The 12,372-nt window shown below is 61.3% G+C and carries 10 protein-coding genes and 1 tRNA gene; 2 read left to right on the top strand and 9 right to left on the bottom strand.

Annotated elements, in window-relative coordinates; translation table 11 throughout:
* The first annotated feature begins 211 nt into the window (after positions 1–211).
* Positions 212–288, top strand: a tRNA-Arg gene (locus P3G59_RS00995).
* A gap of 77 nt (positions 289–365) precedes the next feature.
* Here the strand turns inward: P3G59_RS00995 and P3G59_RS00990 are convergent.
* From P3G59_RS00990 to P3G59_RS00970, 5 genes are all read right to left on the bottom strand, one after another.
* Positions 366–632 carry a hypothetical protein gene (locus P3G59_RS00990; protein ID WP_277760103.1) on the bottom strand — a complete coding sequence of 89 codons (267 nt, stop codon included), beginning with the start codon at positions 630–632 and terminating at the stop codon, positions 366–368.
* 20 nt (positions 633–652) lie between these two features.
* Entirely contained in the window at positions 653–1,240 is a 588-nt protein-coding gene (locus P3G59_RS00985) for a hypothetical protein (protein WP_277760102.1), read from the bottom strand.
* Entirely contained in the window at positions 1,237–1,848 is a 612-nt protein-coding gene (locus P3G59_RS00980) for an RNA polymerase sigma factor (RefSeq protein WP_277760101.1), read from the bottom strand. Before P3G59_RS00980 ends, P3G59_RS00985 begins: the two co-directional genes overlap by 4 nt.
* Positions 1,849–3,528 (bottom strand): VWA domain-containing protein, encoded by a 1,680-nt coding sequence (locus P3G59_RS00975; RefSeq protein WP_277760100.1) that lies wholly within the window; start codon positions 3,526–3,528, stop codon positions 1,849–1,851.
* Between the two features lie 87 nt (positions 3,529–3,615).
* Positions 3,616–4,176 carry a YbhB/YbcL family Raf kinase inhibitor-like protein gene (locus tag P3G59_RS00970; protein WP_277760099.1) on the bottom strand — a complete coding sequence of 187 codons (561 nt, stop codon included), beginning with the start codon at positions 4,174–4,176 and terminating at the stop codon, positions 3,616–3,618.
* A 139-nt stretch (positions 4,177–4,315) separates the two neighbouring features.
* Between P3G59_RS00970 and P3G59_RS00965 the strand changes: the two genes are divergently transcribed.
* Positions 4,316–5,845, top strand: coding sequence for an apoptosis inducing factor family protein (locus P3G59_RS00965; protein WP_277760098.1), 1,530 nt, complete (start codon positions 4,316–4,318; stop codon positions 5,843–5,845).
* A 36-nt stretch (positions 5,846–5,881) separates the two neighbouring features.
* Here the strand turns inward: P3G59_RS00965 and pgaD are convergent, their stop codons facing one another.
* Genes pgaD through pgaA form a run of 4 tightly spaced genes read right to left on the bottom strand, consistent with a single transcriptional unit; the run spans position 5,882 to position 12,253 of the window.
* Positions 5,882–6,409, bottom strand: a complete 528-nt coding sequence (gene pgaD, locus P3G59_RS00960) for a poly-beta-1,6-N-acetyl-D-glucosamine biosynthesis protein PgaD (RefSeq protein ID WP_277760097.1) — start codon at positions 6,407–6,409, stop codon at positions 5,882–5,884.
* Positions 6,406–7,761 carry a poly-beta-1,6-N-acetyl-D-glucosamine synthase gene (gene pgaC, locus P3G59_RS00955; protein ID WP_277760096.1) on the bottom strand — a complete coding sequence of 452 codons (1,356 nt, stop codon included), beginning with the start codon at positions 7,759–7,761 and terminating at the stop codon, positions 6,406–6,408. Before pgaC ends, pgaD begins: the two co-directional genes overlap by 4 nt.
* Position 7,762: 1 nt before the next feature.
* Positions 7,763–9,760: a poly-beta-1,6-N-acetyl-D-glucosamine N-deacetylase PgaB gene (gene pgaB / locus P3G59_RS00950; RefSeq protein WP_277760095.1), complete on the bottom strand. Its 1,998-nt coding sequence runs from the start codon at positions 9,758–9,760 to the stop codon at positions 7,763–7,765.
* A gap of 12 nt (positions 9,761–9,772) precedes the next feature.
* Positions 9,773–12,253: a poly-beta-1,6 N-acetyl-D-glucosamine export porin PgaA gene (gene pgaA / locus P3G59_RS00945; RefSeq protein WP_277760094.1), complete on the bottom strand. Its 2,481-nt coding sequence runs from the start codon at positions 12,251–12,253 to the stop codon at positions 9,773–9,775.
* Between the last annotated feature and the right edge of the window lie 119 nt (positions 12,254–12,372).

Raw genomic sequence — 12,372 nt, 5'->3', positions numbered from 1 at the left:
CGGCGTGTTTGTGGAATTTTTCAGATCAACGAGCCAAAAGTCCCCGCCGCAGGAAAACCTTAGATCAACCTCGCCAAAGCGCCAAGCGAGGGTTTTGCAGGACGTTACCGCTTTATGGAATGCAGCGGTTTCAACCGACACGCGCGCTGACAATCCGCGCCGAAACCCAGCATGGACGCCCCGAGCCGACCTAGGTATGATGTCGCCCGCTGCACCAGTAGCTCAGCTGGATAGAGTACTGCCCTCCGAAGGCAGGGGTCGTGGGTTCGAATCCCGCCTGGTGCGCCATTGATTTAAACGAGAAAGCCCCGGACTGTGATGGTCCGGGGCTTTTTTGTGTTCGATGAACAGACGTCGGAACGACGCTACTCCGTCGTCCAGTCAAACTCATCGTAATCATCGTCGTCCCCTTCTTCCTCAACCTCCTCAAAAACCTCGTCTTCATCAACGACATCTTCTTCCGGCTGATTCAGCAGAAACTCCTTACGTGCTTCAGTAATCGCGCGCCGCATCTCTTCGCCCTTCTCTGGGCAATTGAGGAGTTGGGCGATGCGGTCAATTTTCGATGCCACGTTGTCCTCCAGCGGCTTGGCAATGTCCTGATATTGCGCGCTTTTGCGGGGCAATGCCAAATGGCTGGGGGATCAGGCGGTCATTTTTTCTGCAACTGTTCGAGTCGCGCGTCGAGATCAGCGTTCGGGTAGCGTTTGTGCAGGTTGTTGAACAGGCTGTCGGCGGCTTGTGATTGACCGGTTTCACGCAGGCGCAGGACTTCGCGCAGTTGTTCGTCGAGGCCGTTGGCCGGGGCGGCGGCGCGTTTGCTGAGTTTGGCTTCGTCGACATTGATGGCTTCGCTCTGCATCGGCGCGGTCATGTCCACCCTCGGCGGGGCGCCGGAGAAAGTGCCCGCGGGGGCGGCGAATGCTTCCGTTGCTTGTTTGCGGGCCACTGGAGCCGCGGGTTTGGCGGCCGGGACGGAGTCAAATTGCGCCTGCGGTTCGGGCGCACGTTGTACCAGCGACAACATCAGGGCGACGCCAACGAGGCTGGCGAACGCGACTTGCCAGCGCGGTTTGCGGCAGGTGTCGAGCCAGCGTTGCCACAGGCTTGGCATCGTTGGCGCTGCGCGATGAGCTGCCGTGAGAATGAAAGCATCGAGATGCGCCGGCGGTTCGCCGTGCTGTTGCTCGCGGTAGTGCTTGAGCATTTGTTCTTCGGGTGTCTGGCGGGCGTCGTTCATGTCAGTACCTCCTCGGCCAGCAGCCGACGCAGTTTTTGCTGGGCGTAGCGCAAGCGGCTTTTGACGGTTTCCAGCGGTGCTTCGGTGAGGCTGGCGATTTGCGCCAGGTCGAGGTCGCCGTGGGCACGCAGCAGGAACACTTCACGCTGGTCGGCGGGCAGGGTTTGCAGGGCGGTTTCCAGGCGCTGGGTGTCACGGCTGAGCGTGAGCAGTTGTTCGGGATCGTGCGTTTCAGCGCTGATCGCGTGATGTTGCTCGTCATAGCTATCATGCAGCGGTTGCCGGGCGCCGTGTTTGCGCCAGTGATCGATCAGGCGATTGCGGGCAATCTGGAACAGCCACGTACGAAATGTCGCCCGGCCTTGTGGCTGACTGCTGCTGCGGATCAGGCTCAGCCAGGTCTCCTGAAACATCTCGTCGGCCAGTTCCGGTTTGCCGCTCAAGCCGAGCAAAAACCGGTACAGGCCTTGGCGATGGCGCGCGTACAAGATCTCGAACGCGGCGCCGTCGCCCTCGCGATAACGCGCCAGCAACGATTCATCGCTACTGGCGGTTGAGCTGTCTGCCGATGCAAACAGCTGACTGATGAAGCCTTTCAGACGACTCACTTATTCAATCCGTCGCTCAGTGGGCTGTACGTTCGCTGCGGTTGAGCTGCGCAGGCTCTGCGCCAACTCGACCAGTTGCACGAACTCGTTACGCAGGCCGAAGCGATCATCGCCACGAGCGCTGCGGGCTAGAGCTTCAGTGTCTTTCAGGCTGAAGTCGCCGGTATAGTGACCGTCCTTGAGTTGTTGAGAAAACGCGGCAACGGCGGCGGCAAAGCGCAGGTCTTCGCTGGCAGGTGCGACCTGATTGGCGATCGGCCGCTCGATCAGCACACTTTTGCCACCTTGAGGCTGTTGATAACGCACTCGCAGCATCGCCAATTCTCCGCTCTTCCCGGACACAACCGGCTCCGACTTAGCGTAACGCAGTGGCTCCAGCCAGCCCATCTCACCTGCCGGAACAATTTCGTACAGCGCGGTCACCGTGTGTCCTGCGCCGATTTCGCCGGCATCGACCTTGTCATTGCTGAAATCCTCACGCTTCAACGCGCGGTTTTCATAGCCAAGCAGACGATATTCGCTGACCTGTGCCGGGTTGAATTCCACCTGCAATTTGACGTTTTTTGCCACCACGGCAAGCGTCGAACTCAACTGATCCACCAGCACTTTGCGCGCCTCGCGCAGATTATCGATGTAGGCGTAGTTACCGTCGCCTGCGTCGGCCAGTTGTTCCATCAAGTGTTCATTGTAGTTATCCACACCAAAACCCAGCGTCGTCAGCGAAATTCCGCTTTTGCGTTTATCCACAGCCATTTGCTTGAGGCTGTCGAAGTCGCTGACGCCGACATTGAAGTCGCCATCGGTGGCCAAGAGGATGCGGTTGATGCCTTTGGGGATGAAGGCTTGCTGTGCCATTTGGTAGGCCAATTCGATGCCTGACGCGCCAGCGGTCGAACCGCCCGCCGTCAATTGCTCGATGGCTGTACGAATTTTCGCTTTCTCCCGTCCGGAAGTAGGCTCCAGCACCACTCTCGATTCGCCGGCATACACCACCAAAGACACGCGATCCTGATCGCGCAACTGATCGACCAACAATTTCAGCGTGCTTTTGACCATCGGCAGGCCTTCGCGGCGATCCATCGAGCCGGACACATCAACCAGAAATACCAGATTGGCCGGGGCCAGTTCCGCCACGGCACGGTCGGACGCCTTGATGCCGATGCGCAGCAGGCGGGTGTGCGGGTTCCACGGTGACGCAGCCAGTTCTGTGGTCACGCCAAACGGAGAGCCGTCGCTGGGCAGCGCGTAGTCGTAGGGAAAGTAATTGACCATTTCCTCCAGCCTCACCGCGCCTTCCGGCGGCAGACGCCCCTGATTGAGCAAGCGGCGCACGTTGGCGTAGGCGCCGGTGTCGACGTCAGCGCTGAAAGTCGAAACCGGCGTTTCTGCGACGCTGTGAATCGGGTTGTCGGCCAGCGCCTGATACTGCTCGCGCTGCTCGTCACGATAGCCCTGTGGATAACTGTCCGCGCCGGGCATCGCTGCGAAACTGGCGATTGGCGCCGGACGGGCCATACGCTTGGCCATCACCCCACCGGCCATGACCGTTTCCTGTTGAACCAGCACTTCAGGTTGCGCTGGCGCTGGCACGGCAGCGGAATCAGGTTTGGAGGACACACCGCAACCGGCGAGTGCCAGCAGCACACCAACCGCAACAGGGCGTAAGAAAGGCAGAGACATGGGGCTGACCTCGGGGGATGAAATTGATCATTCATCCACTGAGACGGGCAGCCCTTTCAGTTCGGGTTAAACGCCGCTAAAAAAATTTCAGCGGTGATAACGCCGCACTGCACTGCTGTTACGCAGCACATGGCCTTTGATTTTTTCCATCAGTTCGGCGCGGGTCAAACCGGCCGGCAAGGCGTCTGGCGCCAGGTCGAGGGCGTAGATCTGGATGATGTAATGGTGCGCGCTGTCGCCCACTGGCGGGCACGGCCCCATGTAGTGAGTGTTGCCCTTGCTGTTGGTGCCGCCGACACCTTCGAACGCGGATTTGGCGCCGACGCCCGCTGCAATCTGGTGCGTGGTGGCTTTGATGCCGTAATGAATCCAGTGATCGACGCCCAGGCCTTTCTGGCCATCCGGGTCGTGCATGACGATCGCGTAACTCTGGGTTCCGGCAGGTCCTGCGTTCCAGCTCAGTGCTGGCGACTGATTCTTGCCGCCGCATCCGGCGGCATCGCTGGCGGCTGCCGAGGTGAACAGGCGGTTATCGGAGACACCCGGGATGTTCAGGGTGAATCGCTCCTGGGCCTGCGCCGGAAACTGCACGCAAAGGGTGACGGCGAGGGCCGCCAGCCATGGGTTGAGAGAGGTCAATCGGGTCATTCCGGGAGCACCTTGTGCAGTGGGGCCGTCGTCGGCCTGCAAACTATAGCTGTACCGTTCGTGCCGTGGCAGTGGCAAATGGCTGAACCTCGCACCGATGCACAAACTCACAAGAGAAATGCCCGCGAGGAAGCCCAACATGTCCCTGCACCGCGTCGCCCGTTTCGCCGATGTCCCTGAAGACCGTGGCCTGCAAGTTGAAATCGAGGACTGCAAGATTGTGCTGTTGCGCATCGGTGAGCAGCTACGCGCCTTTCAGGGCGAATGCCCACATGCCGGGGCGCCGCTGGCTGACGGAGCGTTGTGTCACGGACGCCTGATCTGCCCGTGGCACAAGGCTGCGTTTCGGGCTGAAGACGGCGCGTTGTGCGAGCCTCCGGCGCTCGACAGCCTCAAGCGTTACCCGCTGGAACTGCGTGGTGATGAAGTTTGGGTCGATGATCAGCCGTTGCCCGACCCGCATACCCCGCCGGCGGATGATTCGCGTACGTTCGTGATTGTCGGCGCCGGGGCGGCAGGTACCGCGTGTGCAGCGGCGCTGCGGGAAAAGGGTTTTGGTGGCCGTATCCTGATAATTGATCGCGAGGCGGATGCCGGTTACGACCGCACGGTGCTGAGCAAATTTGTCCTCGCCGGGGACATGCCGCCCGAGGAAACACCGCCACTGCGAAATGAGGCCTTCTACAAAGAGCAGCGCATCGAACGGCTGGAAAAAGAAATCACCTCGCTCGACGCCGCAAGCAAGATGTTGCACCTCAGCGATGGCCAGATATTGCACTACGACGTGGCGGTGCTGGCCACCGGCGGCGAGCCCAACCCGTTGGAACTCCCCGGTGCCGACCTGCCGCAAGTCTTCGTGCTGCGCTCCAAAGCCCAGGCCGAACGGATCATGAACGCCGCGAGTCCCGATCAACGCGCCGTGATCATCGGCGACAGCTTCATTGCCCTCGAGTGCGCCTCGGCCCTGCGTCAGCACGGCCTCGACGTCACGGTGCTGGCTCGTCACGCAATTCCTTTCGCCGCGCAATTCGGCGAGGCCGTGGGCAAAGCCATCCGCACGTTGCACGAGGAAAACGGCGTGAAATTCATCAGTGAGCACGAAGCCACAGAGATCATCGGTGACGGCAGGGTCGAAGCAGTGCTGCTGGACAACGGCCTGCGGCTGACTGCAGACCTGGTGCTGGCGGGGATCGGCGTGCACCCGGCGACCGAGGCTTTCGCGTCATTGCCGAGGGAAAAAGATCAGTCATTGCGCGTCGATGACGGCATGCGCGTCAGCGAAGGCCTATGGGCCATCGGCGACATCGCCACGTTCCCGCTCAACGGCCAACTGCAACGCATTGAGCACTGGCGCCTGGCTCAGCAACATGCACGCATCGCCGCTGCCAATATGCTGGGCGGTGAAGAGCATTACCTCGACGTGCCGTTTTTCTGGACCTGGCACTTCGGCAAGAATTACGACTACCTCGGCCATGCCGAACACTGGGATGAGGTGGAGTTTCTCGGCGAACCGGAAAGTCCGCCCTTTATCGGTCTGTTCGGCAGAAACGGTGTGCTGGTCGCTGCAGTTGCTTGCGAGAAAGAACGGGCGATGGCGCTGCTGGCCGAGCGAATGAAGCAACCGCTGGCAATGGAAGAGGCCTGGACACTGGTCCGCGATTACGCTTGATCGTTCCCACGCTCTGCGTGGGAACGATCAACCCGGTCACCGCGTCAGGGGTTCGCGATTGTCATCATCTTCAGCATGCAGAAAGATCACCCGTGGATGCTCCAGCGGTGCCAACGGCGGTGGCAATTCCTGCTGCTGAACCGGCCAGAAATGTGTCACCACATGGCTGATGTCACCTTCCTGATCGTTGTGAATGGTCATCACGCCGGGCGTACGCAGTTTCTGAAAGCGCTCATCGCAGAGTTTGAAACTCTTGCTCAACCCTTCATCGTCGATCACCGGCGACGGCAACCGGCGCTGGGCGAAACTGCGACTTTTGCGCTGCTGATAACGCGCCCAGGAAATCAGAATCACCGCGTTGACCAGCGCCACCCACAGATAAATCTGCAACGTGCCCAGCGCTTCGAACGCCGAGTTGTCGATGCGCGGCCCGCCCGCATGGGTTTCAATCAGCGGCCACAGCCCACGGATCAGCAAGAACAGCAGCCCCACCCACGCCACCACGGTAAGAATCACATCGACCACGACCAGAAAAGGCCGCTGGCGGGTCCGGATGATTTTCATTTGATGACCTCCTCTTCGTCGTCGCCAATCGGTTTGATACCCCGGTCAGGGCTGACCCAACGCGCACGTTTCTGATGTTGGCCGAACAACACTTTCGGGAAGCTGACCAGCGTGGTCAGCAAACTGACAAACCAGAACGCGATCGGGTACCAGACCACCCAGAACATGGTCTTGCCCAACCCCGGCTCGTAGCGACGGTCGATGATGATGCTGACCGCGAACTGCACCAGACAGACGAACGCCAGCAACAGCCCGGTGAACGCCGGTGGCATCAGGTGATCCACCGCGATCGCCTCGGGCATGACCACGAACTTGCCGACGCCCCAGAAAATCACCGACAGCAGGAAGGTGAACGCCCAACCGGTCGACAGGCAGTATTCGAACAGCAGCGGCCACAGATAACGATGGCGGTACTGCCAGATGCCACGGATATTTTTGAACAGCACTTCGGCGCCGCCCTGTGCCCAGCGCAGTCGTTGCTTCCACAGACCGCCGAGGGTTTCCGGCATCAGGATCCAGCACAGCGCGCGCGGTTCGTAGAAGATGCTCCAGTGATCGAGTTGCAGCTTCCAGCTGATGTCGATGTCTTCGGTGATCATGTCCGGGCTCCAGTAACCGACGCGGTTCAGCGCGGTACGGCGGAACGCGACGATCACCCCGGACACGGTAAATATCCGCCCGAACACCCGTTGCGTACGTTTGATCAGACCGATGATCGATGAGAACTCACCGACCTGCACCCGCCCAACCAACGTTGAGCGTGTGCGGATCCGTGGGTTGCCGGTCACCGCACCCAGGCGTGCGTTGTCCAGCATCGGCGCGACCAGATACGCCGCCGTGTTCGGCGCCAGCAGTGCGTCACCGTCAATGCACACCAGATACTCACTGCGCGCGGCGATGGCGCCCATGCGCAGGGCGACCGCTTTGCCTTGGTTTTCCGCCAGATGCAGCACGCGCAGTCGCGGATCTTCCTGGGCCAGCCGGTCGAGCACTTCGGCGGTGTTGTCTTTGGAACCGTCGTTGATCGCAATGACTTCGATGTTCGGGTAATGCTGGGCCAGCGCCGCGTGAATGGTATCGGCGGCGTTGTCACCTTCGTTGTAGCAAGGAATCAGAATCGAGATCAGCGGCTCGCCTTCCAGCGGCGGCGGCAAGGTGTCGTCCTTCCACGGCCAGTGGCGCTCCCAGTGCAGCCAGAAATACAGGCCACCGGCAATCCACAACCCGGACATGAACAGCGGGTAGAAGAACACGAAGTCCATCAGGAACTGCCCGGTCACCAGGAAGATCAGGCCCAGCGGCACGCCGAGGACGAGCGCCAGAACAAGCAGGGCTAACAGTCTATCCAGCATGTCATGGATTCCATTTGTTGGAGAGCGCAGGCCTTACGGTTTTCAGGTCCGGCAGGTTGTCGAGGAAGTTGTCCGGGTAGTAACCGAAACTGGTCGCACCCTGACGCTTGAGGCGACCCATCCAATCGGCCAGATGCGCGCCGTCGATGTCGGCCTGATCCTTCTTGGTCCAGTCGCGTGCCTGCAACTCGAACACCGTGCGGCTCAGCGCCCCGGGGCGTTTGCTCACGGTTTCAACCAGTGACTCCAGCCATGGGCCGGACTCTGCCTGGGTCTGTTTTTCCATCAGCGGCATGGCCATCGGCGCCGTCCAGTCGTAAGTCGCGAGGAAGTCGTCGAGGTTTTGTGCGTACCATTCTTCGCTGTGCGGATTGAGCATTGGCTCGGCGAAGATGTTGCGCGCGGTCTGCACCTGCGGACCGCGAATTGCACGGACTTTGGCGGTCAGCTCGTTGGTGAAGTCGATGAGGTATTTGCTCTTGAAGCGCGTCCAGCGCTGCATCGCGGCAGGATCGTCGCGCAGCGCGGCAATCGAACCCGGCAAGCCTTGGGCGACATAGGCTTTCAAAGCTTCAGGGCTGGCGTCTTCAAAATCCGACAGCACCGCGTCGTCGTGGTAAAGAATGCCGTCGACCGAGGTCAGCCGCGCCACGTCTTCGTAGATTTCCCCGATGATCCGCCGCACCTCCGGATCGAACGGCGACAGGCGTTTGTACTGGTCCGGATCGACCGCTGTGGTGCCGGTTTTCGGATCCCAGCGGGTCACGCGCGGCAGTTTCGAATCGAGGCCGAAACTCAGCACCGGCATCCACGCAAACACCTTCACATGAGCACGAGTGCGCAGTTGCCAGGCGACGCGGTCAAAGATGTCGGCACGGACCGGCAAGTGGCGGTTGGGGAAGTACAGTGAATGCACCAGACCATCGCCCTTGGGATCGGCGAAGGCCTGCAGGAATACCGTGTTGGCACCCATGTCGGCCATGCGCTGTACCAGTTTGCCGAGGTTGATGTCCTGTTGCGCCGGGTCCGGGTCGTAGACGTTGTCCAGATCGACGTGGACGACGCGCATGACGAAATCCGACTGCACGCCGACGACGCTGTTGGCGAAATGCTCGCCGTCGGGGTCGGAGGCGACGAGGAAGCGTGGGCTGCTCATCAGGTTGTCGAGGGCGTCGAGACCGTCGTCCAGGGTCAGGGCCATTTCATAGCCCTGCTCACCGACCACGGTCAACGAAGTACCGTCCGCTGTGCCGTACGGCCACACCCAGACGCGCGGCTTCTTGCCAGTGACCTTGCGGATTTTCTCCGAGATGTTGTTCACGTCGGTGCGAATCCGTGCCTGGAATTCGGCTTCGGATTCATAGCGTTTGGTCAGCGGATCGTAGCGCCGGGTCGCCGCCGCCGGCTGCATGTTGCCCTGCGGATTGGCCAAAATACCTTTGTGGTTGGCGTCGGTGTGAGCGGCGATTTCCACCAGGCCGGATTGCGAAATCTCGCGCACCTGATCCCAGGTCAGGAAGTCGGAACGCGCACGCGGAGCACCGGCGAAATCCACCGGCTGATTGAGCGGCGTGTCGATCCAGCTGCCGACCGGCGCCAGCAACGCATGCCAGTTATAAGCGCGCAGCACCGGCAGTACGCGGGTATAGAAGCTCGAATAACCGTCGTCGAAGCTGAGCAGAATGGCTTTCGCCGGCAGCTCCGGCCCACCCTTGCGCGCGGCCATGATCTGGTCGACCGTCACCGGTTTGTAGCCGTTCTCGCGCAGCCACGCGAGTTGTTCGATCATGCGTTCAGTGCGCACCGCCACCACGGCCTGATCGGGGTCACGGTCTTCGACGTCGTGATAGGCAATGCCGAGCACGTGATTTTTCGGCCACGGTTTTTCGCTGGCCGCCAGTGGACGCTCGGACGGTGGCGCGAAGGCCGGAGCTTGCTGGGCGCAGGCGCTGACCAGCAGTACTCCCAGCAGAAGGATGAAACGCGAAATCAAAGGCATCTTCAAACTCTTCTAGAAGCGGAAAGTGAGGTCGACGAGCAGACGCAGATCGGTCTCCCGATCACCGTCGTAGGGCCGGTTGATCACACTGAACAAGCCGCCCACCTCGAACACGTCGTTCCAGGCATACCGTTGGCCGTAGCCGAGCAGCGCCATGCCGCCGGTGCCGTGATCACGCTGGCTGTACGTCCCCGCGCCCGCCTGGAATTGCTGGCTCCAGGACGTTTCGTAGCGGTGGTAGAGCACGTGATTGACGTTGACCAGCGGCATCACGCTGAAGTCGGATTTGGGGTTGAAGTACGGCACGTCGTCGGATTTCGAGTTGTGGCTGGTGCCGACCTCCAGACCCGCATCGACTTGCACGTTCGGCGCGCTGTAAACGCCCTCGCGACCGGTGAGCAAAGCCTCGACGCGGTTGTTGCCATCGCTGAAGTGCGAGGGGCTTACCGACAGGCGCCATTCGCGGCTTTCGTTGGCGCGCCAGCGGATGAAACCGCTGCCGCCGTTGGCCTTGATGTCGCTGTTAAGCGCGCGCAACGGCGTCTCGGCCGAGAGGTATTCGAGGCTGCCGCCGTATTGCCAGTTGTCGTTGATGTCACGGGCGATCGCCAGACGCGCGCCCTGTTTGTCGCCGAAACCGTAGGAGTGGTTGGACACTTCCGCTTCAAGGGTCATGTCGCGAGTGCGGCGCTCCAGGCCAACACGCTGGAAGCGATGGTTACCGGTGCCTTCAGCGAAGTCGCCGGTGGCATAACCGGCCCCGGCGAACACGCGCCAGTCTTCATCAATGGGCGGGCTGTACAGGGTGGTCTGGATGCCAAAATCGCGGCTGCCGCTGACGGCTCCGGCATCGCCACTGCCGCCACCATTGGCTTTGCCGCCGTAGGCTTCGACGCGCAGTTCAGACATGTCATGCACTTCGCGCTCACGGGCCAGGCGCTGCACTTGGCGGTTATCCGGATAACGGGCGACGACGTCGTCGGTCAGCGCATCCATTTGCCGCCATTCCTGCAACTCCATGGCCGTGTGGGCCTGGCCGATTTCCAGGCCCATGTCGCGCGGCACCATGCTCTCGGTTTCCTTGAGCTGCATTTCTGCGCGACGCGGCCAGTTGCGGGCGAGGTACAAATCGGCCTGCGCCAGACGCAAACCGACATTGCCCGGCGCCTGATCGACCAGGGTCTGCAAACGCTCCTCACCGTGAGGCAAATCGGAACCGTAAGTGCCCGCCTGAGCGGCGAGTTGTTGGGCATCCATCCATTCATCATTGGGGTTGCCGATCGGCAAGCCCTTGAGTTCGATGCGCGGGCGTTGCGCTTTGGCCAGATCCTCAGCGACTTTACGTGCCTCTTCGGCGCGGTCGCTTTCCAGCAACGCGTAGTACAGCGCCGTGGTGTCTTCGAGGCGATCACCGACATCGGCGTCCGGCGCCGAGAGGACTTGGCGATAGAGGTCGGTGGCGATTTCCGGCTGGCGTTGATCCAGATACGACGCCGCCACCCAGCGCAGGGCATAAGTCGGAATCTTCACACCTTCGGCTTGCAGCTTCTGGTACTCGGTGATGACGTCAGCCGTGCGCGCCCTGGCCTTGAGCGCCCCCATGCGGTCGATGCGCCAGCGAATCACATCGTCGTGTGCAGCGGCGTCCGGCGTCCAGGTGGCAAGCAGTTTGTCGTAATCGACCAGTGCGCGGTCGGCGATGACGTAGCGTTCTTTTTCACTGCGGGTGGCCAGTTCGGCGAGGCGCACGCGCTCGGCGGCCAGGTCGCCTTCAAGGCGACGCAACGTGACCGGATCGATCAGCCCCGGACGCTGATTGGCCAGACGCAGCGCCGGCTCCGGCAGACGCGCCTTTTGCAGGGCGACCACGTACTCGCGAGCGACTTCCGGTTTGCTGCCGGCGCGCTTGAAGGCCTGATCGTATTCGAACAGGGCATCGTAGGGTTTGTTGTCGCGGGTCAGCGCATAGCCCAAGGCGAGACGGCGCGAAGGATCATCGGGTTTGGCCGCTACCAGCGCTTTGGCGCGGGTCACCGCTTCGTCGGGTTTGCCGGCGTCAGCCTGAGTCAGGGCCAGGCCCAATTGCAGGTCGGCGTTATCCGGCTCCAGCGCCAGGGCCTTGTTGTAGACCTGCGTGGCCTGATCCCAACGTTTGAGGTTGCGATAGGCGCGCGCCGTGGCGGTCAGTGCCTGAACCGGCAGGACGCGATCGCGGCCCTGGGTTTCATAGACCTGCACCACTTCGGCGTCGAGCCCGGCCCAACTGGCGATTTGCAGGTGATCGCTGATCTGCCCGCTGGTCGACTGACCCGGCGGCACCTGACGCAAGACCGTCAGCGCAGGCGCGTACTGCCCGGCACGGGCGTCGCGCACCATCTGATCGTAGGGTGTATCGGCAAACGCCAGCGCCGGCCAAAGCAACTGGCTACACAGCGCAACTCGGAACAAAGGGCGTAAACCACGATGTAATACAGGAACATCAATACGCGGCATTCGTCAGCATCCTTACATGGCCAGCCGGGTCGCAATGCCCCCCTTGCCCATTCGTAACGGAGACCGAGCCAACAAGGCTCAGCCAAGCTTAGTCCGGCAGTCTTGCATGCAAGCGTAGA

It is taken from the genome of Pseudomonas sp. A34-9, assembly GCF_029543085.1.
GTDB lineage: Bacteria > Pseudomonadota > Gammaproteobacteria > Pseudomonadales > Pseudomonadaceae > Aquipseudomonas.
This window is presented reverse-complemented; position numbering and strand designations above follow the sequence as displayed.